The following is a 22,511-nucleotide window of genomic DNA, read 5'->3' on the forward strand; positions in this document are numbered from 1 at the left end:
CTAAATAAGACAAAAAACCCTCGCCCACCAAGGCGGGCGAGGGATATCACAGCGTTTTCATGCGCGTTGCCCAGCGGGCTGCACACAGACTGCTTGTAATTTAAGACCTTAACCGTTCGCGACCATCGCAAGCGCTTCGTTGAGCGTCTTACTCGGGCGCATAGTCTGGCTAGCCAACTCTCCGTTCGGGTGGTAGTAACCCTTGAGATCAACAGGCTGTCCTTGCACGCTGTTTAGCTCTTCAATGATCGTAGCTTCATTGGCTTTCAGCGTTTCTACCAAACGAGCAAAGCGTGTTTTCAGTTCAGCGTCTTGATCCTGCGCTGCCAATGCTTCTGCCCAATACAGCGCCAGATAGAAGTGGCTTCCACGGTTATCAAGCTCACCCACTTTGCGTGAAGGTGATTTATTGCTTTCAAGGAACTTGCCGTTAGCTTCATCCAACGCTTTCGCCAGCAGCTTAGCACGGTCATTACCAAAACGTTTGGCGAGGTGTTCCAAAGAAGCAACTAGAGCCAGGAACTCTCCAAGGCTGTCCCAACGTAGGTGGTTTTCTTCAAGCAACTGCTGAACGTGCTTGGGTGCGGAACCACCAGCGCCCGTTTCAAACAGACCACCGCCATCCATCAACGGCACGATGGAAAGCATTTTGGCACTAGTGCCCAGCTCGAGAATCGGAAATAGGTCGGTCAGGTAATCGCGGAGAATGTTACCTGTCACAGAGATCGTGTCGAGACCACGAATCACACGCTCAAGGGTGTAACGCATCGCCCGAACTTGAGACATGACGTGGATTTCAAGCCCATCAGTGTCGTGATCCTTGAGGTACGTTTTGACCTTCTTGATCAACTCGTTCTCGTGCGGGCGGTAAGGGTCGAGCCAGAATACCGTCGGCATACCAGAATCACGGCAGCGCTCAACCGCCAACTTCACCCAATCGCGAATCGGTGCATCTTTGACCTGACACATACGCCAGATATCGCCCTGCTCCACAGTCTGCGACAGCAGTACTTCGCCCGTGTCCAGGTCAGTGATGTTAGCAACACCATCTTCCGGCACCTCGAAGGTCTTATCGTGAGAGCCATACTCTTCGGCTTTCTGCGCCATCAGACCAACATTAGGAACGGTACCCATAGTGGCCGGATCAAACGCGCCGTGCCACTTACAGAAGTTGATCATCTCCTGATAGATACGCGCGAACGTCGACTCAGGCATGACGGCTTTGACGTCTTTGAGACGACCATCAGCACCGTACATCTTACCGCCAGCACGAATCATCGCCGGCATTGAAGCGTCAACAATTACATCGCTGGGTGAGTGGAAGTTGGTGATGCCGCGAGCCGAATCAACCATTGCTAGCTCTGGGCGCTTGTCATGGCACGCATGCAAGTCACTAATGACTTCATCACGTTGAGATTCTGGCAAGGTCGCAATTTTATCGTAGAGATTAGCGATGCCGTTGTTAACATCGACACCCAACTCTTTGAAGAGCTCACCGTGCTTCTCAAAGGCGTCCTTGTAGAAAATTTTGACGCAGTGCCCAAACACGATGGGGTGCGAGACCTTCATCATCGTCGCTTTTACGTGCAATGAGAACATCACACCGGTCTCACGCGCATCCTCGATTTCACGCTCGTAAAAATCCAGCAGCGCTTTCTTGCTCATAAACATGCTGTCGATGATTTCGCCTTCCAGCAGCTCGACCCGAGGCTTGAGCACCTTGGTTTCACCGCTGGCGGTGATCAGCTCCATCTTGACGTTGCGGGCGCGATCCAGGGTCATCGACTTCTCACCATGGTAGAAGTCGCCACTATGCATGTGCGAAACATGGGTACGTGACGCCTGGCTCCACTCCCCCATAGAGTGCGGATACTTGCGGGCGTACTCTTTCACGGCTTTCGGTGCGCGACGGTCGGAATTACCTTCACGCAATACAGGGTTAACTGCGCTGCCTTTGACTTTGTCGTAGCGCGCTCTGATATCTTTCTCTTCATCGCTGCTTGGGTCGTCCGGATACTCAGGCAGCTTGTACCCTTGTTCTTGCAGCTCTTTGATCACAGCACGCAGCTGCGGCATAGAGGCGCTGATATTCGGTAATTTGATGATATTGGCTTCAGGAACCTTGGCAAGTGCACCCAATTCGGCCAAGTGGTCTTCAATACGCTGCTCTTCAGTCAAGTAGTCTGGAAATAAAGAGAGAACGCGAGCCGCCAGGGAGATATCCCGGGTTTCCACCTCGATACCAGCAGCATCGGTGAAAGCGTCAATAATCGGTAGCAAAGAGTATGTCGCGAGCGCAGGCGCTTCGTCGGTGAGCGTGTAAATGATCTTCGGCGTTTTAGACATTTTGCGTTAACCTCTTTTTTTCTTTCGCTGTGATTATAAAGATCCTGAGCGGCGCGACTTCTTCAACGAGAGACCATGCCGCGAAGCAGGCGGGGCCATTTTATTTGGCTTTCCCGGTTATCAATCGGTGGTTTTTACGGTGGTTCTTTCAGTGATAACTACGACAACTCCAGCACGACGTAAACGCTATTCAAAGGCTGCTTTTCAAGAACTGCGTCTGAAGGATTAGCGTCAAAGTATACCAGCGCTGCATTTTAATCGCATGAGAGATTGTCGACAAATCAAGGACACCCCCCTGAAGAGATTATGAGTACTTTATATTTACTGCATAAACCCTATCGTATGCTCTCTCAGTTTACCGATAAACAAGGCCGTGCCACATTAGCCGATGTTATAGATGTGCCGGGCGTTTACGCCGCTGGGCGACTTGATTATGACTCGGAAGGCCTGCTGTTATTAAGCGATGACGGTAGTCTCATTCACCGTATCGCCCATCCTCGTCACAAGCAGCCCAAAACTTATTGGGTGCAGCTCGAAGGACATATTAATGATGAGGCGATTAACGCCCTGAAAAACGGCATCACCTTAAAAGATGGCCCAACCAAACCAGCAAAAGCGCGGCGCATTGAGCCACCCGCCATCGCGCAACACGACCCAAGGATTGATCCCAAACGCCACCCAACCACCAGTTGGTTAGAGCTAACGATTAGCGAAGGCCGCAACCGCCAAGTACGGCGCATGACCGCCCATGTAGGGTTTCCTACGTTGAGATTGGTACGCGCGGCGATTGGCACATGGCAACTTGGCGACTTGGCCCCAGGCGAGTGGCGCAAAGAAACACTACACGCTCCACGCCCAACTAAAGCGCCCAAGCGTAGCGGCGCTCCTCGGCACAGGCACTCCAAATGAGCAGTGAGATGATTAAAAACGCCATCATCAGAAGTACCGTTGCCTGCGTGATTCAGCGCAATGACCACTTTTTGATGGTGGAAGAAGCCCGCGGCGGTAGGCAAACCGTGTTTAACCAACCGGCTGGACATGTAGAGCCAGGCGAAGGCCCGATGGCAGCCATCTTGCGCGAAGTACAAGAAGAAACCGCTTGGCAGGTGACGCTAACCGACTACTTAGGCCTTTATGTCTTCCACACGCCAGAAGGCCTTACCTTTCATAGTCATGGTTTTATAGCGACACCAGACGTCATGCTGTCGTCACCCATTGATAGCGACATCACCGCCACTCACTGGCTCACCCTGAATGACATCAAAGCCCTCAGCGATGCCGGTCGGTTGCGTAGCCCCCTAGTGCTTAAGCGCATCGAACACGCCATTAACGGCCGCTGCTATCCCCTGACAGTGATTCACGAGTGAAGCACTCGAAGCATCAAGCCTCCATCGTGTATAATCAGCGCCCAATTGCACACCACTTCAACTGAGGATGCCAATGACATCCACCCATGGTACGTCTATCCCCGAAACCGTTGAGACCCAAAAAGTCATTGTTGGCATGTCGGGCGGCGTTGATTCGTCGGTTTCTGCTCTCCTTCTACTCCAACAGGGGTACGAAGTTGAGGGCTTGTTTATGAAGAATTGGGATGAAGACGACGGCACCGAATACTGCACGGCAAAAGAAGATCTAGCCGATGCCGAGGCCGTGTGTGCGAAGCTGGGTATTAAGCTGCATACAGCCAATTTCGCATCCGAGTATTGGGACAACGTCTTCGAGCACTTTTTAGCCGAATATAAAGCGGGCAGAACGCCCAATCCCGACATCCTGTGCAACCGCGAGATCAAATTTAAGGTCTTTCTTGAATACGCCGAAATGTTGGGCGCTGACAAAATCGCGACCGGACACTATGTTCGCCAAGGGATTCGTGAAGGTCGCCCGCGTCTGCTAAAAGGTGTGGATAGCAATAAAGATCAAAGCTATTTCCTTCACGCGGTGCCTGAAGCGGCGATTGCTCGCACCCTATTTCCTGTCGGTGAGCTGGAAAAACCAGCCGTTCGTGCACTGGCTGAACAGCACGACCTTATTACCGCCAAGAAAAAAGACTCTACTGGTATTTGTTTTATCGGCGAGCGCCGCTTCCGTGATTTTTTGCAGCAATACTTGCCCGCACAGCCCGGTAATATTGAAACGCCCGAAGGCGACACCATTGGCAAGCATATGGGGCTTATGTACTACACACTGGGGCAGCGTCAGGGGCTTGGCATTGGTGGCCTAGCCAACTATTCGGAAGACCCATGGTACGTAGCGGCCAAAGACCTGGAGCGCAATGTATTGATTGTCGTCCAGGGTAAGCTCCACCACCTACTGTTCACCAATGCTCTAGCCACTGAAAACATGGATTGGGTAGCAGGAGAACCGCCTGCCGCGCGGGGCCGTTACACCGCCAAAACCCGCTATCGTCAAAGCGACTGCCCGTGTGAAATCCGTGCGTTGCCCGATGGCACTGTTGAGGTGGTGTTTGATGATCCCCAATGGGCGGTGACACCTGGTCAGTCCTTGGTACTTTATGATGGTGATATTTGCTTAGGCGGCGGCGTTATTCGCGCCACTTGGAACACGACGGAGGCCGCTGCATGAGCGCTACCCCTATTCATCGCGCGCCGGATTCGCAAGCCGCCCGCCAAGCACTGGCACTGGCCGGCGTCTTTCAATCCGCTAGCTTAGTAGACGAACTCGCACGCACCGGGCAAGTAGACCCCCGCGCCTGGGAAACGCTGATCAATGCCACTGTAGACACCAACCCGGAAAGCTTTGAGGCTATCTACGGTGGCCACCCGAACAACCTACGCCGTGGGTTAGAAACACTCGAAGCCCTGGTCGGCCGCAAGCAAGCCAACCCGGTGGTACTCCGCTACGGTTTTTCGCTACTGCTGCTAATGAATAAACTTCGCACTGACCGCCATATGATGGATTTACTCGGTCAAAAGCTGTCCCATGTACAGGGGCAGGCGGAGCATTTCGGTAGCACACACGAGAATGTGGTTGCCAGTCTTGGCGACGCCTATCAAGAAACCATTTCGACGTTCAAAACCCGCATCGTGGTTCAGGGCGATCCCTCTTTACTGCAAACTCGCATGATGCCCGAAAGGGTGCGCGCCTGCTTAATGGCGGGAATTCGTTTTGCGCTGCTATGGCATCAGCAAGGCGGCCGTCGCTGGAAGCTTGTTTTCCAGCGCAAAGCGCTGAGACGCGCGCTTGATAGCCTTGGCTAACGCGCCTGCAGACCATTTAGGCACTTCGGCATATTGCGCTTCGACACATCGCACTTCGATTAATTGACTTCAGACCACCTTGGAAACCAAGCCATGCAACTCTCTGCTTTGACCGCCCTCTCCCCCGTTGATGGACGCTACGGCACAAAAGCCGCCGTACTACGGGAGCACTTCAGCGAATTCGGTCTTATCCGTGCTCGCGTGATTGTGGAAGTGCGCTGGCTGCAGCGCCTTGCGGACCACAGTCAAATTGTCGAAGTACCGCCGCTATCAGCGGAAGCGACTGCTTTTCTCGAGCAGTTGATTCGTGACTTTTCTGTCGAAGATGCCGAACGCATTAAAGAAATTGAGCGAACCACCAACCACGACGTCAAAGCGGTTGAGTACTTCTTGAAAGAGAAGATTGCTGGGCAATCCGAACTCAATGCGGTCACCGAATTTATTCACTTCGCCTGCACCAGCGAAGACATCAACAATCTATCCTACGGCGTCATGCTGGCAGATGGCCTAAAAGCCATTTTACCTACTCTAAATGAAGTAGCCGATGAGATTGCCAAATTGGCCATTGCCCATGCGGCCCAGCCAATGCTTTCGCGTACCCACGGGCAAACCGCCAGCCCCACAACGCTGGGCAAAGAAATGGCTAACGTGGCTTACCGTTTGAAGCGTCAGCTCAAGCAAATCGAACGCGTTGAGATTCTAGGTAAAATTAACGGTGCTGTGGGTAATTACAATGCCCACCTGACGACCTACCCAGACATTGACTGGGAAGCCAACGCACGCACCTTCGTGGAAGGTTTGGGCTTAAGCTTCAACCCTTACACCACGCAGATTGAGCCACATGACTATATTGCCGAGCTTTTCGATGCGGTGTGCCGTTTCAACACCATTTTGATCGATTTTGATCGCGACGTATGGGGCTATATTTCGCTGGGTTACTTCAAGCAGCGTACCGTTGAAGGCGAAATTGGTTCATCCACCATGCCGCACAAAGTTAACCCGATCGACTTTGAAAACTCGGAAGGTAACCTGGGCCTTGCTAATGCGGTGCTTGGTCATTTAGCACAGAAACTACCGATTTCCCGCTGGCAGCGCGATCTGACTGACTCCACTGTACTGCGTAACTTAGGTGTTGGCTTGGCTTACGGTCTGATTGGCTATCACGCCAGTCTCAAAGGCATCAGCAAACTGGAAGCTAATCCAGAACGCCTTGCAGAAGACCTGGATAACAGCTGGGAAGTGCTAGCTGAGCCAATCCAAACGGTCATGCGTCGCTATGGCATCGAAAAGCCCTACGAAAAGCTTAAAGAACTGACTCGAGGCAAGCGTATTGACCAAGCAGGTTTTGCTGCTTTTATTGATACGCTTGAGCTGCCTGAGTCAGTCAAAAATGAGCTGAAAGCCCTCTCTCCTGCCAGCTATATTGGTAATGCGAAGGCTCAAGCCGAAGCACTTAGCCAACGGCTTGCTGCACTCTAAACGACGCACTGCGCTCTTAGTAAAGCGCAGCGCTCATTTGAACTAGGATAACGTCATGAGCCAACACGATAAGCCACTCACATTGCTGGGCGATCTAACGCCCGAAGACTTCTTGGCCAATTACTGGCAACAGAAGCCGCTGCTGATTCGTGGCGCTATCCCCGACTTTATTAGCCCCATCGATCCTGATGAGCTTGCCGGACTTGCCTGCGAACCCGGCGTAGAAGCGCGGCTTGTAGAAGAAAATGGGCCTGACGGCCCCTGGCAGGTTTCCCACGGCCCATTTGACGACGCGACCTTTGAGCGGTTGCCAGAAGGCAACTGGAGCCTACTCGTTCAAGCCGTCGATCACTACGTACCGTCTATCGCTGCACTCATGGATGAATTTGATTTCCTACCCCGCTGGCGATTGGATGACATCATGGTTAGCTATGCGCCGCCCGGCGGTAGCGTCGGCCCGCATATCGACCAATACGATGTCTTTTTGCTACAGGCTAGCGGCCACCGTCGCTGGCAATTAGGTGGTAAGCAGCCAGACAACGCGCCCATTATCCAAGGAATCGATCTACGTATTCTTGAAACCTTTGAGATCGAAGCCGACTCCGACTGGACGCTGGCGCCGGGCGACATGCTTTATCTTCCTCCCGGCTGGGCGCACCACGGTGTTAGCCAAACCGACGACTGCATGACTATCTCGGTAGGATTTAGGGCCCCCTCAGCGGATGAAGCCATCACGTCTTATGCCGACTACCTCGGAGAGCAGCTTTCTGACTCTCATCGCTATAGTGATGCAGGCATGGCCCCTGCTAGCCTAGCCGGTGAACTAGATGATGCTGCCGTTGAGCGTATGCGTCAGTTTGTGCTTTCCACTTTGGATAATCCTGAACAAATAGCCCAGTGGTTTGGTCGCGTCATGACCCAACCGAAATATATTGACCAAGTAGTCCCCCTTGAAGAGCCAATGGGTGAAGCTGACCTTGTTGCGCAACTACAGGACGGTGAACCACTGTTTCATATGCCGGGCTCCCGCTTTGCCTGGCGTAGCGATGCCTCTGGCACCACACTGTTTGTCGACGGTGACGGGCATGTTTGTTCGCAAGAGCTTGCTAGGCGGCTTGCTGCCCCATCCCCAATGCACGAAGACGTACTTGCCATTGAAGGGGCGGCAGCGCTGATAACACAGTTGGTAAACACTGGAAGCTTGGGCTTCATGGGCGAAGAGGATGACGAGGAGTAGCTGTGTCGACTACAACGATCGTTAGCGGTGATTGGCATACGCTAAAAGACACTGCTTCCGAGATTCGTCGCGTAGTGTTTATCGAAGAGCAGTGCGTACCTCAAGAAGAGGAGTGGGATGGCCGTGACGACGAGAGCAGTCATTTCATTGCCTACTTTGAAGATCAAGCAGTGGGGACTGCTCGACTGCTGCCCGACGGTCATATTGGGCGCGTCGCGGTACTAGATAGCGCGCGTGGCGCTGGCATTGGCTATCAGCTCATGGAAGCTGCCATCCAGGCGGCCCGAGAAGCAGGCCATACGCATGTAGCGCTGAGCGCCCAGTTACACGCCCTCGCATTTTACGAGCGCTTGGGGTTTATAGCGCATGGAGGCACCTTTATGGATGCCGGAATACCTCATCGGGAGATGCTACTAACGCTGTAGCTCCCTTTTTTCACCACCATTGTGACCAATTAATGGGAGCGCCATTTACTATATGGCGCTTTTTTTTGCCCCTTTTCAGCTCATCTGACGAAAAACGACTACACAAACAGAGCGTTTTGCTACGCTCCTGTAGTCGAGTTACAACCCCTTCTGCCCCCAAGTGACAATTGTTGAACGCACTGTTCTCGTTGATAGTTATTGCACCGCAGCGTTATGGCGCAATATTCAACTTAGCCAAGCCGGAAACGCTGCAATTAAGGTCTCAACAACCATAACTCTCTAACCGCGACGTTTGACTAAGAGACGTTTTGCTCAGAGACAATTGGCGTAGAGACAGCGCAGCGAATTTCGATAATGCTGAACACATCTTCGCAGGTGCAGCATAAGAATAAGCTAACTTGCGAATAGCTATCATGACCCCGGAGGAAACAGCTATGTCAGGACTGCTCGACGATATCAAAGCAATGGCCCAACTGCGCGAAGCTCAAGGCGGCAAATGGGAAGCGATCAAACCTGAATACGCTGCACGCATGCGTGCTCAGAACCGTTTTCATACCGGTTTGGATATTGCACGCTACACAGCAAAAATCATGCGTGATGACATGGCGGCCTACGACGCCGACACGTCTAAATACACGCAGTCTCTGGGGTGCTGGCACGGTTTTATTGGTCAACAAAAACTGATTTCCATTAAAAAGCACTTTGGTACGACTAAGCGCAGCTATCTCTACCTGTCAGGCTGGATGGTGGCCGCCTTGCGCTCTGAGTTTGGCCCGCTACCCGATCAGTCTATGCATGAAAAAACATCGGTCGCTGATCTGATTGAAGAGCTCTACACCTTCTTAAAGCAGGCAGATGCATGGGAACTTAACCACCTATTCCGTGCCCTGGATGATGCCAAACAATCAGGCGATAGCGCTAAAGAACAAGAGCTGATCAGCAAAATCGATAACTACGAGACGCATATCGTACCGATCATCGCTGATATCGATGCTGGTTTTGGTAATGCTGAAGCAACTTATTTGCTGGCCAAAAAATTCATCCAAGCGGGCGCTTGCTGCATTCAGCTTGAAAACCAGGTTTCCGATGAGAAGCAGTGTGGCCACCAAGATGGCAAAGTCACCGTTCCCCACGAAGACTTCCTGGCAAAAATCAATGCGGTGCGTTATGCCTTCCTTGAGCTCGGCATCGAAGACGGCGTTATCGTAGCGCGCACCGACTCGCTGGGTGCAGGCCTGACCCAAAAAATCGCAGTGACTAATGAACCCGGCGACTTAGGCGACCAGTACAACAGCTTCCTAGATGGCGATGTCATTGAAAACGCTAACGACATCAATAATGGTGATGTGGTTATCAAACAAAACGGCAAACTGGTTAAGCCGAAGCGTTTGGCGTCGGGCCTCTACCAGTTCAAACCAGGTACTGGTGAAGACCGCGTTATACTTGACTGTATCACCAGCCTACAAAACGGTGCCGATCTGCTGTGGATTGAGACCGAGAAACCCCACGTCGGCCAAATTGCCAGCATGGTTAACCGCATCCGCGACGTAGTGCCCGATGCCAAGCTGGTTTACAACAACTCACCGTCATTTAACTGGACACTGAACTTCCGCCAGCAAGTATTTGATGCGTGGGAAAAGGAAGGCAAAGATGTATCCGCTTACCAGCGTGACAAGCTGATGGGTGTTGAATACGACAACACAGAGCTTGGCCAGCTAGCGGATGAGTGGACACGTAACTTCCAGCGCGATGGCGCTCGTGAAGCCGGTATTTTCCACCACTTAATCACCCTACCGACTTATCACACAGCGGCGCTGTCTACGGACAACCTGGCTAAAGGCTACTTTGGCGATGAAGGCATGCTGGCCTACGTCGCAGGAGTTCAGCGCCAGGAAATTCGCCAAGGCATCGCCACTGTACGCCACCAGGACATGGCCGGCTCTAACATTGGCGACGACCATAAAGAGTTTTTCCACGGAGACGCGGCACTTAAAGCCGGTGGTAAAGACAACACCATGAATCAGTTCGGCTAATCATTTAATTAGCAATACGCAACAGGGAGCTAAGGCTCCCTGTTTTTTTATAGAATCCTATCCCCTCCTTCTCAAGCATTGTGCACGCTTTTACACATTGCTTTCTTAATACTTGTCTACACTTTAAACCGTGATCTTTCTTGTTGATGGCTAGTCAAAACTAGCTGCTTAGGTTATCTTTGACGAACGCTGTTCTATAACTAGCTTACGTATTACCGCTGCTGCTTAGCAGCCATGCGGGCCAAGACACACTGGAGGTTTGAATGAAACGTTTACTACCTATTGCGGCATTGAGCATTCTCACGCTGGCAGGCTGTGCCAACACTGCGCCTTATTCAGGTGATGTGTACCGTGGCAATCAAGCGCAAACAGGCCAAAGCGTGACTTATGGCACCATCGTGGCGGTTCGTCCCGTACAAATCCAAGCAGATAGCCGTACAGGCAACCTACTGGGCGGTGGTGGCGGTGCGGTCATCGGCGGCCTGCTGGGCAGCCAAGTTGGCGGTGGTTCTGGTCGTCAGTTAGCGACCGTCGCTGGTGCATTGGGTGGCGCAGTTGCCGGTACCGCAGTGGAAGATCGCGCAAACCGCATTAACGCACTAGAAATGGAAATTCGCCGCGACGACGGCACTGATGTCATCGTGGTTCAGAGCGCTGACCGCCAGTATCAAGCAGGTCAACGTGTTCGCCTGATCGGTAGCGGCGCTAATTTGAGTGTAGCTCCCTACTAAGCACGCCTTACCAAGCGCTTCCTACCCAATAATGCAGGTAGCGCCGTAACAGAAAAAAATGCCCGACCAAGTTTACTTGGCCGGGCATTTTTGTCGCCTTCGTTAATGGCTAACAAGGCATAATTTAATGGGTGACTTTATTACTCGCCCAGTTTGCCAGCTTTGCAATAATTAAACCGATAATGGTCAACAGGATAACGACCAGAAGGATATCGACAGGACGAACTAGCGTGGTGGCACCCAATACGGCTAATGCTACCACCCATAAATAGCGGTTTTCACCATGAGTTTTTAATACCTCAGGCAGCATTTTATCCAGCCCCTGACTGACACTGCTATCCCAGCGTTTGTTCGCAAAGTAGGCGATTAGCACAAAGGCGATAACCCAAATCAAGAAGATCGTCATAACCAGCTCCAGTGAATGTTGTCTTAAGGGGGAAAAGAGGTTGTCGTAGGGTATCCCCGGTTACTCCGTGGCGCAATAGCGCCAAAGGAGTGAGAGGAGGAAAAAGCCTGCTTACCCCCTGACAAGCGAGCTCTCACGCGTTACCATGTTGGGACATGCACTCACCGAAAGGTTATTAAATGCAAATTGCGCAAAACTCGGTTGTCGCGTTCCACTACACCCTGACCAACGATGCAGGTGAAGTGCTAGACAGTTCCGAAGGCCGTGAGCCGCTGACGTATCTACACGGCGCTGGCAACATTATTCCGGGTCTGGAAAAAGAACTCGAAGGCCGTGCCGAAGGCGATAAGCTGAACGTAAAAGTAACCCCTGAAGAGGGCTACGGTGAAGTTCAAGAACAGCTGATGCAAGAAGTACCCCGCGATGCGTTCCAAGGTGTTGAAAGCATTGAGCCGGGCATGCAGTTCCAAGCCCAGACTCAAGGCGGCCCACTGATGGTTACCGTCAAGAAAGTTGAAGGCGATACGGTTGTGGTTGATGGCAACCACCCGCTAGCTGGCCAGCACCTTAACTTCGATGTTGAGATTGCAACCGTTCGTGAAGCGAGCCAGGAAGAAGTCGAGCACGGCCACGTGCACGGCGAAGGCGGCGTAGAGCACTAAGTTGCTTAACGCATGTCTATAGGGCGGCCCAGGGCCGCCCTTTTTAATGGGCGCTCCTCCACTTTCCCTCTTCACTCCTCAGGAATAATCACTAACTGTCCATAGCGCACGCTACGTGACGATGTCACTTCATCGGAAAACTGCTTCAACGCGCTACCCTGCCCCTTTAATAGCGCCACTTCCAGACAGCTATCATGATTAATATGCACATGAAGCGTCGATAGCGTTAGATCGTGATGATCATGGGAGTGCCGGGTTAAGCGTTTCGATAAGTCCCGCGCTGCGTGATCGTACACATAGACTAGCGCTCCCATGCAGGGCGCTTCGGGCGCGACCTCCTCCTTGGCCTGTTTTAGCCCACTCCGTGTTAAATCGCGTATCGCCTCTGAGCGGTTTTGGTAGCCGCGTGCATGCATCAACTCATCGACCTCGCTCAACAGCTCCTCATCCAGCGTTACCGTTACCCGTTGCATATTCTCTCCTTTAACTAACTTCGCAAGCGTGGCGCTGCAGTGACTTCCAGCCCTGAAAGTATGATGTTATTGTAAAAACATCATACGGATGAACTAAGGGAGGGCTCATGCGTCGCACTATCTTACTGGGTCTGGTAGCTACGTGCGTCGCGTTTAGCTCCCCTGTCTTCAGCAAAGAGCAATTGGTCTTGGCAATAGGCGGCGAGCCCGAGCAGGGATTCGATCCACTACTTGGCTGGGGTCAGTACGGTAGCCCTCTTTTTCAATCGACACTGCTGACCCGCGGCCGTGACCTCACCCCAGAAGCCGGTTTGGCTACCGCGTGGACACTGTCAGAAGATCAGCTCACTTGGACACTCACCCTGCGCGGTGATGCCCGCTTTAGCGACGGCACACCGCTGACTGCCGAGGATGTTGCTTACACCTTTAATGCCGCAAAGCAAGCAGGCGGCCGGGCCGATTTAAGCGCACTGGACAAAGCGAGCGCCATCGATGATACAACCTTGGAACTCTCTTTAAGCGCGCCGCGTATTACCTTTATCGATCAGTTGATGACGCTTGGCATCGTTCCTGACGCCAGCAGAGAAAACGGTTATCGCGAAGGTTACGGCAGACAACCGATAGGCTCAGGCCCTTATCGCTTAGTTGAATGGCAAGAGGGTGAGCAACTAATCGTTGAGCGAAACCCTTTTTTTCATGACACCTTGCCGGCCTTTGAACGGCTGGTGTTTGTATTTACTGGCGAGGAGGCTACGTTAAGCGCGGCCCATGCCAGGCAGCTCGACCTTGCTGCCGTACCGCCAGCGCTAGCCACCAACCTACCTGCTCACATGCAGCGCATTGCGATGGAAAGCGTTGATAATCGTGGAATTTTGTTCCCTATGCAGCCTGCCACAGGCGAGCAGGCCCCATCCGGCGCTCCTATCGGCAACGATGTAACTGCCGATGGTGCGATTCGCCGGGCGGTTAACCTTATCCTGGATCGAGACACCCTCGTTGACGTCGCCCTTAATGGCTTTGGGCGTCCCGCGTTCGGCCCTGCCGATGGGCTACCTTGGAGCCTTGATGACGAAGCCTTTGCAGCGCCCGATAGTGAACGCGCCAATGCGCTACTTGATGCCGCAGGCTGGGAACGCCGTGCCGACGGGCTACGCTATAAAAACGACCAGCCCGCACGTTTTCGCTTAACCTACCCTGCCAGCGACACCACTCGCCAACTGCTCGCTCAGGTAAGCGCCGAAATGGTACGCCCCCTGGGCATTGAGATGCAGCCGACAGGGCGCCACTGGGACGAAATACAGCGTGAAGCATTGCACCAAGACGCCATTGTGTTCGGCTTTGGCAGTCACAGCCCACAAGAGGTGTACTACCTGTTTCATAGCCAGCACGCAGGATTTGGCTTCTATAACAGTGGCTACTACTCAAACGCGACGGTGGATAGCCACCTAGAAGCCGCTCAAGCGGCCGCAGGGGCAGAAGAAGCTAACCGCCATTGGCAAGCCGCCCAATGGGATGGCAATACGGGCTATGGATTTAGAGGCGATGCTAGTTGGGCATGGATGGTTAACCTCACCCATGTATATGCCGCCAACACTTGTCTGGATCTTGGAGAGTTAGGCATTGCTCCTCACGGCCACGGCTGGCCGATTACCGCCAACCTGCTTGAATGGCGCTGGACGTGCGATTGATTAAGACACTGGCCAGCCGTTTAGTACGGCTAGCATTGGTATTGCTGTGCGTTGCGATAGTGACGTTTGGGTTAGTCATGCTCTCACCTATTGATCCTGTGGATGCCTATCTTGGCCCTCAAATGGCGCAGGTAAGCCCCGAACAGCGCGCACTGATCGCAGAAAAATGGGGCTTTGACACCTCGCCTGCCGTTCAATTTGGTCATTGGCTAAGCCAATTGATAAGTGGCGATTTAGGCTGGAGCCATATCTACAATCAACCGGTTAACGAGGTTATCAGCCAGCGTTTCCAACGCTCTTTTATCTTGCTGGGTAGCGCTTGGCTAATGTCGTTGCTTGTCGGTTTTGCGCTGGGTGTTATCGCAGGTGCTAAAGAAGGCTCACTACTTGACCGGCTGATTAGTGGCTACGCCTATATAATCGCCTCAACACCTGCTTTTTGGCTTGGCATGCTGGCTGTACTACTGTTTTCCGTTCATCTCGGCTGGACGCCAACCTGCTGCGCCGGGCCTGTAGGAGTACTCAACCAAGACGTCAGCACGCTGACGCGATTACACCATTTGATACTACCGATAACGACACTGGCCCTGCTAGGCATCGCTACCGTCACCCTTCATACCCGCGCACGCATGATAGCGCTGATGAACTCCGACATCGCCCTTCACGCTTTTGCCCAAGGAGCCAGCCGATCAGATATCGCCTGGCGTCATGGCCTACGTCATGCCAGTCTCCCGGCACTAACGCTCGCTTTTGCTTCGCTGGGAGAGTTGTTTGGCGGCTCAATACTAATTGAGCAGGTATTTGCCTACCCCGGCCTTGGACAAGCCACTGTTGAAGCGGGACTACGTAGTGATGTTCCCTTACTTCTTGGGATAGCGCTGTTTACCGCGCTGTTTGTCAGTGTCGGCAATCTGATCGCAGATAGCCTGTATCCACTTATCGACCCACGTATGGCACAGGAACAACCATGAAGGTGGCGCAACCACGCTTAGCTGCCGCTGGCTATATTAGCCTACTACTCATCCTGTTGGTTGTGCTGATGAGCAGCTCATGGTGGTCGGGTAATAGCGCAGCACTAATGCAATTTGATGCTCGCCTTATGCCACCCAGTGCCAACCATTGGTTGGGCACCGATGCCCTGGGTCGCGAGTTGTGGGCGCGAACCCTTGCTGGGCTAAGGCTCAGCTTTTGGGTCGGGCTAAGCGCCGCGCTACTCGGCACACTGATTGCGTTAACGCTAGCGACGCTTGCCACTCTTTCAACCACGTTAGACACTCTCGTCAGCCTGCTAATTGACACGCTGTTAAGCGTACCGCATCTGATATTACTACTGCTGTTAGCTTTTGCTTTAGGCGGTGGTACACAGGCGGTGATTATTGCGGTGGCGCTGACCCACTGGCCAAGCTTAGCCAGAATACTGAGGGCGGAACTCTTATCCCTACGCCATGCCCCCTATGTCGCTATTTCTCAGGCACTAGGAAAAAGCCGCCGCTTTATTTTGGTACACCACTTACTCCCCCACTTACTCCCCCAGTGCATTGTTGGCGCGCTGCTACTGTTTCCTCACGCCATTTTGCATGAAGCCGCACTGACTTTTCTGGGCGTGGGTTTAGACCCTACCCAGCCCGCTATTGGGGTATTACTAGCCGATGCCATGCGTTACTTAACAGGGGGCTTTTGGTGGTTGGGGGTCTTTCCAGGTCTGGGGTTACTGCTGATGGTGCTATCGATTGATCGTTTAGCGGCGCAATTACGTCGCGCTCTATAACGGGAGGAAGCTAGCGTGCTGAATATAGAAAACCTAACCCTGCAATTGCCCTACTACAAGCAGTGGTGGCGACGAGAGTGGACCACCTGCGTTGATAACCTGTCGTTAAGCCTACAACCCGGTGAAATACATGCGGTGATTGGCGCCTCAGGTGCGGGGAAAAGCCTGCTAGCCTATACGATTATGGGGTTACTGCCGGAAGGGGCAAAAACTAGCGGTCAGCTATTTTTTAAAAATACACGGTTGACTACTGAGCGCCAACGCCAGCTAAGAGGCCGCCAGCTAGCGCTTATTCCGCAATCACTCAATGCCCTGGACCCCCTCGTTAGCAGCCAACGCCAAGTCAGCTGGGCGGCTCGCCGAGCAGGGCAAAGCAAAACAGTCGCTTGGCACAACGCAGAACGCGCACTACACCATTACCAGCTCAATCAACATGCCCAGCAGGCTTACCCCCATCAGCTTTCAGGCGGTATGGCGCGGCGCGTTTTAGCCGCCATGGCCCAGATAGGTAGCGCCAGCCTGATTATTGCCGACGAACCAAGCGTAGGGTTGGATCCTCAACAGCGCGACCGCGTATTGGCCTCTTTAAAGGCGCTTGCACTTGAGGGAAAGGCGGTCATGCTAATTACCCATGATTTGCGCAATGCGTTACCCATTGCCGACCACGTAACAATACTACGCCAAGGGCAGTGCATTGAAACCACCCACGCAAGCGCCTTTCAAGGCAACGGGGAACAGCTTAAAAGCCCCTATGCTAGCGCACTATGGAACGCTCTACCCGACAACGCCTTTAGCACTCATATGAGCGCCAATAAAAATGCCAACGAGCGCGCTACCCTTGCTGACGTCTCGGGCCTTGCTAAGGAGCCAATCATTGCTTGATGCGCGAAAACTCACCTTTGGGTTCCATTCACAAGTACCGCTATTAGCACAACTTTCACTACAGCTTGAACGAGGTGAATGGTTGGGGCTAAGCGGTGACTCAGGGGCGGGCAAGTCTACGCTCGGTAAACTCTTGGCTGGCTTACTGCCACCCCAACAGGGTGAGATTTACGCCGACGGTAAGCCATTGCCCACTTATGGGCTGCGGCCGGTACAGTGGTTACCGCAATCACCGGAACTTGCCGTCAACCCGCGCTGGCGAGTAAAGAAACTTCTCAGCGAAGCATGGTGTCCTTCCGAGTCATTGATGCAGGACTTTGGCATTCAGCCTGATTGGCTATCTCGCTTTCCAAGCGCCTTATCTGGCGGAGAATTACAGCGGGTATGTGTATTACGAGCGTTAGCCCCCGGCGTGCGCTATCTGATTGCAGATGAAATCTCAACCATGCTCGACCCTATCACCCAAGTGGAACTATGGCAGGCGGTGAGAAAAGTTGCCGACCGTCACCAACTTGGCGTGTTAGTGATCAGCCATGACACAGCGCTGCTAGCCCGATTATGCACTCAAAGACTCCATTTAGTGCAAGGCACGCTAGCGCCGCTCACGACCCTCGAAGCGCAATAAACCAATGCTAATGGCCAGCGTGACGCAAAGCAGTAACCAAGACCCCACCGCTACGCCCTGCCACTGCGCCCAGCGCCAAAATGGCTCTAACCAAAACCCACCAACACTTGCCCCAAGATAATAAAATACTAAGTAAAGCGCTGAGGCACTGCCCCGTGCACCTTGGGCATAGCGCCCTACCCAGCTAGAGGCCAGTGAGTGCGCTAAGAAAAAACCAAACGCGTTAATGGTTAAACCAACGATGATCAGCGGCAAAGAATTGGCCAGCGTTACCGCTGTGCCCAACATTAAAATAACAATGCCCGCGCTCATACAGCTCGCGGGTGAAAAGCGTCCTGCTAATCGGCCTGAAACCGTGGAACCAAACGTACCGCCCAGGTAAGTCAGGAAAATCAATCCTAAGCTGCTAGCCGCTAATTGATAGGGCTTATCAGCCAAGCGAAACGTAATATAGCTGTACTGATTGATAAAAATTAGAAAGTTAATTCCGCCCAGGCAATAAGCCGCCAATAACACCGGCGTGCGCAAATGCCCGAGCAGACCAGCAACCGCTTGCCGCAACTTGAAGCGCTTGGGTGTAAAGGCCCGACTATTGGGTAGCAAACGCCAAAAAACCGCGCACCCCACCACCGTCATAATCCCTACGGCTAAAAACGCCGCTGAGGGGCCACCTAAAGCCGCCGCGCCACCGCCTACAATTCGGCCACCAATACCGCCCAACGAATTGGCGCCAATATACAAGCCAACCGCACTAAGTAAGGCAGGTTTTTCAAACTCATCCCCCATCCAAGCAATGGCAACAGCAGGCAACCCTCCCAGCACAAAGCCCTGCAGTAACCGCAGTAGTAATAAGCTTTCAAACGTAGGTGCAAAGGCCAATGCGAGGGAGAACCCGCCTGCTAATAGCAACGTGATGCGCATAATAGCTTCACGACCAATCGCATCAGAAAGAGGGCCAAATACGAGTAGCGCGAAGGCAAGGGAGAGTGTTGATGCAGACATCAAGAAACTAACACCTAGGGTAGAAACCCCATAGGTGTCTTTCAGACCGGGCAGCAGCGGTTGCGGTACATACAAGTTGATAAAAACGAGGAACGACCCCAAGCAAAGAGCCGCTGTCGCGCGCCACCAGGCGCGCGTTCTAGCTTCAATCATGCGGTGTCCACGTTATACAAAACTAATAGCAGACATTTACTGCATATAGCGGCTACTAAGCTGGGCAAGGTTGGTCGGCTCTAGCGCGCGCCGAGACTGCCAATAATAGCGCTGCCAGTAGCTGTTATCCAAACGGGAGATCATTACCCCCTTGGAAGAGGAAGCGTGTAAAAAGCGGCCATCGCCTACATAAATGCCCACATGGTTGTATTGGCCAGGGGGACGGAAGAAGACCAGATCGCCCGCCTGCAGCTCTTGGCGGTCGATCGGGCGTCCCTCATGTACTTGATCATAGGTAGAGCGTGGCAGCTCTAAATTAAACGTGTCACGAAAAACATTTCTTACCAGAGCAGAACAATCAATGCCTTGCTCCGAGGTACCACCAATTCGGTACGGCGTCCCTGCCCATCGCTGATGCTGTTCTAAAAGCGCTTGGCGAATGATCGTAGGTGGCGGCGTCTGAAGGCTACGCAGTTGGCCAGTGGCGTTACTGACCGGAGACATTGCAAGGCTTTCACCTTTTGCCAATCCCGGCAGCGCCATTGAGAAATAATTCTCGGGTGGCTCCATGCCCTGGCGTGAGGCAGAGCCCGCACAACCAGCTAAAACAGCGACAACAGCACAAACACTTACAACACGGACAGCGGTCACAGCGGGGTGTGGCGACGCAACCATGCGATTAACCTCGTAACAATAGAAATGTTTATGGGAATGACGTTTGAAAAAACTCATTTTTTTCAAACCCTGGACTATAAGCTAATTACCCTATGCTTGGCGAGCTTCAATGTAATATCCGCTGATCGCCCGGTAACGTGTCGATATGCAGCGGCGCAAAGTGGCGCGGCTTATTGCCAGGAAAATCAAGGCTCGCCCAGGGTCCAGCCAGTATTGGCGCGCCACACAACCAAGCAACTAACGCCTGTCGAAACCCCGCCAAAAAACTTTCTCGCTCGGGTGTTTCGCCCATAAAAAACGAAAAACCGGCGTACATTCCCGCGGAATACTCTTGCCAGCCAGAATAGTGATCAGCCGCCAGCTTATAAGCACGATCCAGAACTTCAGCAAAAGCTTGCCGATCTAACCAACCAAGCTGGCGCGCAGCAATCGCGAGATCGACTAATTGAGCAATATCCCAGGCAGCCATATCCACGTCGTTACAGCCATCTTCATTGCTCTGTACCCGACGCAAGCGTAGCAGGTGATGATGCTCCTCTTCGGCACAATCACCCGACTCTAAAATAGCGATTTCGGCATCTAGGCGCTCAGGGTTAAGCGTGTAGGGCGCATAGTTGATCTGATACTCCTGACGATCCCCAGATTCGAGCATAAAGGTTAAAAATTCCTGCATGTCATCAGCACTGGTCAGATGATAATGGCTTTCCACCCATTCACGGATATCGGTGCACTCTCTGGAGCTTTCCACTTGCGGTTCACTCCACACAGCGCTGTTGAGAGGCCCAACCAGCGACATGGCAGTGAAGTGACTTAGCGTTGGCCGTTCGCCGGGTTCACACCACGCATCAGGGCGCCAATTCAACCAGTGAAAAAGACTGCCGGGGTCTTCTAGATGCCAAGCAATTTCGTTAATCAGTGAATCATGCTCAGGCTCTGGTAGGCAGCTCTCCCAGGCAAACCATGCTTCTAGCAGACGCTTTGGCGTGGCATAAAAGCGGCACAGGCAACTACGCAAAGCGCTGGCATGCGTCATTAGTGGCTCTCGCTCAAACAGGCTGCTATCCAGCGCCATATGCAAGTAGAACGCGAACTTCTCTGCCAGATGAATAGTGGCGGCATGGCGGCTAACTCCTTTTACCGCATTACGCTGTTTTAGCTCGTCAGGCGTAGGTTGGCCAAAAGGTGTCTGTGACGGTGGCATAACGCCGTGTACAGCATCTGCGGCAAGCTGATTAAGATGGTGCGCTTGAGCAGGCAGCCAATAGCGCGCTAGCGCTTGGTGCCCCTCGTCAGCATGCAGACCTAGCGAATCCTGAAGATAGACCGCCGCATCCGCGCGGCGCTGCTCCGAAATCGGCGCTGAGGGATTCAACTGACGTAGCATCACATCAGGCTCTCGCACGCTAGCCAGGGCCAGTAACCAATGATGGGAGGTGTTTCTCCACTGTTTAATACGCTCACGGGAGGCGCTGAGTGTTGACTCATCCAGCAGCGAGCTCAGCGGACATTTCCACGGACTATGAGGCGCCTGCATCAGCAGCTTATGGCGTGTACTCGGCGTCATACCACGCCGATCAACTCCTTCAAACAGGCTTTGGCCACGCATATAGGCTTTCAGCACCGCATACCAATCATGGTAACGGCGGCTTATTAAATCAGCTGCATGTGCTGCGAGATCATCAGCCTCCGCTTGGCTTAACCAACCACAGCAAGCGCCTGCCCACGCCAATTCCACCAGTCGTAGCCAGTCCCAGGCGGCCCACTCCAGTGGCTCGCCTTGGCTAACAAACGTAGTCAATACCGGTGCATAAGGGGCATCTGCAACAGCACTTCGTTGCCACTCTTGGCGCTGAGCATGATCCATGGTGAGTAGCTCACGAGCTTCGATATCCCAGCTCTGGCGCTCCCCCTGGGCACTTAACCACAACATCACTTCAAGCAACTGATCGCGGTCATGAACCTGCCAGATGCGTGCTAGCCACTGGGGGGCGTCCGGCCAGTCAGCACTACTTGCTGGATGGCTGATCAAAGAGCGAAACAGAGCACATAGACGCCATGGCTGTGCTGATGAGCCTTCTGGCCAGAGCGCCTGCGGGTCTGGCAATCGCGTCAATGCTGTCTCAAGAGCTTGCCAAGTGATGCCTTCGCCTTCGCTTTCTAAATCCGCTAACGCCTGGCAGGCATCAATAAAGCGGTCATCAGCGCCGGTTTCCCACCCTTTCACGCCCAGCGCCCGGCGCAAGTCGGAAAGCCAAGCGCGCAGGTCGCTGTAATCAGACGTAATACGACGCGTAATGTGGTGCGCCCACGTTTGCGCCTGGAATTGTGTCAGCCAGCCTGCCGCGCCTGCTAGCGCCGCCCATTCTAGCGCTCCCAATAATCGGTCAGCATCACCGGCTGGGGCATCCAGCGCAAAAAAGAGCTGATCAGCCAACTCGCCACGGTGCGCAATACCCAGCTGTAGCAGGCGTTGTTCGGCCGCTCCCGCATCCACCGTCAGCGGGTGCGGCGTAAAGGCCCAATCACACAGCACGAGCTGTTGAGCCCACCAGGCATTCAGTGCATCGGCCAAAAGACACCTCTAAGAAACAGGAAGCTATTAATAAAAACAAAAAAGAGTTGGCAGCCTACTAAGTGAGGCCGCCTAAAAGAGACGTCGTTACAATGACACCGTCAAAATGGCATTGCTAAAAGGACATAGTGTAACG

At 53.2% G+C, this 22,511-nt stretch carries 21 protein-coding genes; 15 read left to right on the forward strand and 6 right to left on the reverse strand.

Annotated features, from left to right (window positions below; genetic code table 11):
• Positions 1-108: 108 nt before the first annotated feature.
• Positions 109-2,346 (reverse strand): NADP-dependent isocitrate dehydrogenase, encoded by a 2,238-nt coding sequence (locus tag L1X57_RS00235; RefSeq protein ID WP_009722565.1) that lies wholly within the window; start codon positions 2,344-2,346, stop codon positions 109-111.
• 306 nt (positions 2,347-2,652) lie between these two features.
• Here L1X57_RS00235 and L1X57_RS00240 point away from each other — a divergent pair, with 306 nt between their 5' ends.
• The 9 genes from L1X57_RS00240 to L1X57_RS00280 all read left to right on the forward strand — a co-directional run bounded on the left by L1X57_RS00240 (position 2,653) and on the right by L1X57_RS00280 (position 11,469).
• A complete protein-coding gene (locus L1X57_RS00240) occupies positions 2,653-3,255 on the forward strand; it encodes a pseudouridine synthase (protein ID WP_009722564.1) in 603 nt (200 codons plus the stop codon).
• Positions 3,252-3,713 carry an NUDIX hydrolase gene (locus L1X57_RS00245; RefSeq protein WP_234667847.1) on the forward strand — a complete coding sequence of 154 codons (462 nt, stop codon included), beginning with the start codon at positions 3,252-3,254 and terminating at the stop codon, positions 3,711-3,713. Before L1X57_RS00240 ends, L1X57_RS00245 begins: the two co-directional genes overlap by 4 nt.
• Before the next feature lie 73 nt (positions 3,714-3,786).
• Positions 3,787-4,929, forward strand: coding sequence for a tRNA 2-thiouridine(34) synthase MnmA (gene mnmA, locus L1X57_RS00250; protein WP_009722562.1), 1,143 nt, complete (start codon positions 3,787-3,789; stop codon positions 4,927-4,929).
• A complete protein-coding gene (gene hflD / locus L1X57_RS00255; RefSeq protein WP_009722561.1) occupies positions 4,926-5,564 on the forward strand; it encodes a high frequency lysogenization protein HflD in 639 nt (212 codons plus the stop codon). Before mnmA ends, hflD begins: the two co-directional genes overlap by 4 nt.
• 93 nt (positions 5,565-5,657) lie before the next feature.
• Positions 5,658-7,043, forward strand: a complete 1,386-nt coding sequence (purB, locus tag L1X57_RS00260) for an adenylosuccinate lyase (RefSeq protein WP_009722560.1) — start codon at positions 5,658-5,660, stop codon at positions 7,041-7,043.
• 55 nt (positions 7,044-7,098) lie between these two features.
• On the forward strand, positions 7,099-8,280 hold the full coding sequence (locus tag L1X57_RS00265) for a cupin domain-containing protein (RefSeq protein ID WP_009722559.1): 1,182 nt from the start codon (positions 7,099-7,101) through the stop codon (positions 8,278-8,280).
• A 2-nt stretch (positions 8,281-8,282) separates the two neighbouring features.
• Positions 8,283-8,705 (forward strand): GNAT family N-acetyltransferase, encoded by a 423-nt coding sequence (locus tag L1X57_RS00270; protein ID WP_009722558.1) that lies wholly within the window; start codon positions 8,283-8,285, stop codon positions 8,703-8,705.
• A gap of 434 nt (positions 8,706-9,139) precedes the next feature.
• Positions 9,140-10,738, forward strand: coding sequence for an isocitrate lyase (locus L1X57_RS00275; protein ID WP_009722557.1), 1,599 nt, complete (start codon positions 9,140-9,142; stop codon positions 10,736-10,738).
• Positions 10,739-11,001: 263 nt separating this feature from the next.
• Entirely contained in the window at positions 11,002-11,469 is a 468-nt protein-coding gene (locus L1X57_RS00280; protein WP_009722556.1) for a glycine zipper 2TM domain-containing protein, read from the forward strand.
• A gap of 124 nt (positions 11,470-11,593) precedes the next feature.
• On the opposite strand, the gene L1X57_RS00285 is transcribed toward L1X57_RS00280, so the two are convergent.
• Positions 11,594-11,875: a hypothetical protein gene (locus L1X57_RS00285; protein ID WP_009722555.1), complete on the reverse strand. Its 282-nt coding sequence runs from the start codon at positions 11,873-11,875 to the stop codon at positions 11,594-11,596.
• A gap of 179 nt (positions 11,876-12,054) precedes the next feature.
• Between L1X57_RS00285 and L1X57_RS00290 the strand changes: the two genes are divergently transcribed.
• Positions 12,055-12,537 carry an FKBP-type peptidyl-prolyl cis-trans isomerase gene (locus tag L1X57_RS00290; protein ID WP_009722554.1) on the forward strand — a complete coding sequence of 161 codons (483 nt, stop codon included), beginning with the start codon at positions 12,055-12,057 and terminating at the stop codon, positions 12,535-12,537.
• A 71-nt stretch (positions 12,538-12,608) separates the two neighbouring features.
• Here the strand turns inward: L1X57_RS00290 and nikR are convergent, their stop codons facing one another.
• Complete coding sequence (nikR, locus tag L1X57_RS00295; RefSeq protein WP_009722553.1) at positions 12,609-13,010, reverse strand: nickel-responsive transcriptional regulator NikR; 402 nt, start codon at positions 13,008-13,010, stop codon at positions 12,609-12,611.
• A gap of 107 nt (positions 13,011-13,117) precedes the next feature.
• On the opposite strand from nikR, the gene L1X57_RS00300 reads away from it, so the two are divergent.
• The 5 genes from L1X57_RS00300 to L1X57_RS00320 are packed head-to-tail and all read left to right on the forward strand — an operon-like array spanning position 13,118 to position 17,973.
• On the forward strand, positions 13,118-14,698 hold the full coding sequence (locus L1X57_RS00300) for an ABC transporter substrate-binding protein (RefSeq protein WP_234667849.1): 1,581 nt from the start codon (positions 13,118-13,120) through the stop codon (positions 14,696-14,698).
• Positions 14,689-15,669 carry an ABC transporter permease gene (locus L1X57_RS00305; protein WP_009722550.1) on the forward strand — a complete coding sequence of 327 codons (981 nt, stop codon included), beginning with the start codon at positions 14,689-14,691 and terminating at the stop codon, positions 15,667-15,669. The genes L1X57_RS00300 and L1X57_RS00305 overlap by 10 nt, the downstream gene beginning before the upstream one ends.
• Positions 15,666-16,466 carry an ABC transporter permease gene (locus tag L1X57_RS00310; protein WP_009722549.1) on the forward strand — a complete coding sequence of 267 codons (801 nt, stop codon included), beginning with the start codon at positions 15,666-15,668 and terminating at the stop codon, positions 16,464-16,466. Before L1X57_RS00305 ends, L1X57_RS00310 begins: the two co-directional genes overlap by 4 nt.
• Positions 16,467-16,481: 15 nt before the next feature.
• Entirely contained in the window at positions 16,482-17,348 is an 867-nt protein-coding gene (locus L1X57_RS00315) for an ATP-binding cassette domain-containing protein (protein WP_009722548.1), read from the forward strand.
• On the forward strand, positions 17,341-17,973 hold the full coding sequence (locus L1X57_RS00320; protein ID WP_009722547.1) for an ABC transporter ATP-binding protein: 633 nt from the start codon (positions 17,341-17,343) through the stop codon (positions 17,971-17,973). The genes L1X57_RS00315 and L1X57_RS00320 overlap by 8 nt, the downstream gene beginning before the upstream one ends.
• Here the strand turns inward: L1X57_RS00320 and L1X57_RS00325 are convergent.
• The 3 genes from L1X57_RS00325 to L1X57_RS00335 form a co-directional block, all read right to left on the reverse strand.
• A complete protein-coding gene (locus tag L1X57_RS00325) occupies positions 17,941-19,128 on the reverse strand; it encodes an MFS transporter (protein ID WP_009722546.1) in 1,188 nt (395 codons plus the stop codon). The genes L1X57_RS00320 and L1X57_RS00325 overlap by 33 nt on opposite strands.
• A 36-nt stretch (positions 19,129-19,164) precedes the next feature.
• Entirely contained in the window at positions 19,165-19,803 is a 639-nt protein-coding gene (locus L1X57_RS00330; protein WP_009722545.1) for a C40 family peptidase, read from the reverse strand.
• A 106-nt stretch (positions 19,804-19,909) separates the two neighbouring features.
• Positions 19,910-22,375, reverse strand: a complete 2,466-nt coding sequence (locus L1X57_RS00335) for a DUF1266 domain-containing protein (RefSeq protein WP_009722544.1) — start codon at positions 22,373-22,375, stop codon at positions 19,910-19,912.
• Positions 22,376-22,511: the final 136 nt, after the last annotated feature.

The sequence above is a fragment of the Halomonas sp. TD01 genome (assembly GCF_923868895.1).
Classification (GTDB): Bacteria; Pseudomonadota; Gammaproteobacteria; order Pseudomonadales; family Halomonadaceae; genus Vreelandella.

Excerpts from the sequence above, each read along its gene's own strand:
- L1X57_RS00235 (WP_009722565.1), bottom strand. The coding sequence starts at position 2,346 with ATGTCTAAAACGCCGAAGATCATTTACACGCTCACCGACGAAGCGCCT.
- L1X57_RS00240 (WP_009722564.1), top strand. The coding sequence starts at position 2,653 with ATGAGTACTTTATATTTACTGCATAAACCCTATCGTATGCTCTCTCAG.
- L1X57_RS00245 (WP_234667847.1), top strand. The coding sequence starts at position 3,252 with ATGAGCAGTGAGATGATTAAAAACGCCATCATCAGAAGTACCGTTGCC.
- mnmA (WP_009722562.1), top strand. The coding sequence starts at position 3,787 with ATGACATCCACCCATGGTACGTCTATCCCCGAAACCGTTGAGACCCAA.
- hflD (WP_009722561.1), top strand. The coding sequence starts at position 4,926 with ATGAGCGCTACCCCTATTCATCGCGCGCCGGATTCGCAAGCCGCCCGC.
- purB (WP_009722560.1), top strand. The coding sequence starts at position 5,658 with ATGCAACTCTCTGCTTTGACCGCCCTCTCCCCCGTTGATGGACGCTAC.
- L1X57_RS00265 (WP_009722559.1), top strand. The coding sequence starts at position 7,099 with ATGAGCCAACACGATAAGCCACTCACATTGCTGGGCGATCTAACGCCC.
- L1X57_RS00275 (WP_009722557.1), top strand. The coding sequence starts at position 9,140 with ATGTCAGGACTGCTCGACGATATCAAAGCAATGGCCCAACTGCGCGAA.
- L1X57_RS00280 (WP_009722556.1), top strand. The coding sequence starts at position 11,002 with ATGAAACGTTTACTACCTATTGCGGCATTGAGCATTCTCACGCTGGCA.
- L1X57_RS00285 (WP_009722555.1), bottom strand. The coding sequence starts at position 11,875 with ATGACGATCTTCTTGATTTGGGTTATCGCCTTTGTGCTAATCGCCTAC.
- L1X57_RS00290 (WP_009722554.1), top strand. The coding sequence starts at position 12,055 with ATGCAAATTGCGCAAAACTCGGTTGTCGCGTTCCACTACACCCTGACC.
- nikR (WP_009722553.1), bottom strand. The coding sequence starts at position 13,010 with ATGCAACGGGTAACGGTAACGCTGGATGAGGAGCTGTTGAGCGAGGTC.
- L1X57_RS00300 (WP_234667849.1), top strand. The coding sequence starts at position 13,118 with ATGCGTCGCACTATCTTACTGGGTCTGGTAGCTACGTGCGTCGCGTTT.
- L1X57_RS00310 (WP_009722549.1), top strand. The coding sequence starts at position 15,666 with ATGAAGGTGGCGCAACCACGCTTAGCTGCCGCTGGCTATATTAGCCTA.
- L1X57_RS00325 (WP_009722546.1), bottom strand. The coding sequence starts at position 19,128 with ATGATTGAAGCTAGAACGCGCGCCTGGTGGCGCGCGACAGCGGCTCTT.
- L1X57_RS00330 (WP_009722545.1), bottom strand. The coding sequence starts at position 19,803 with ATGGTTGCGTCGCCACACCCCGCTGTGACCGCTGTCCGTGTTGTAAGT.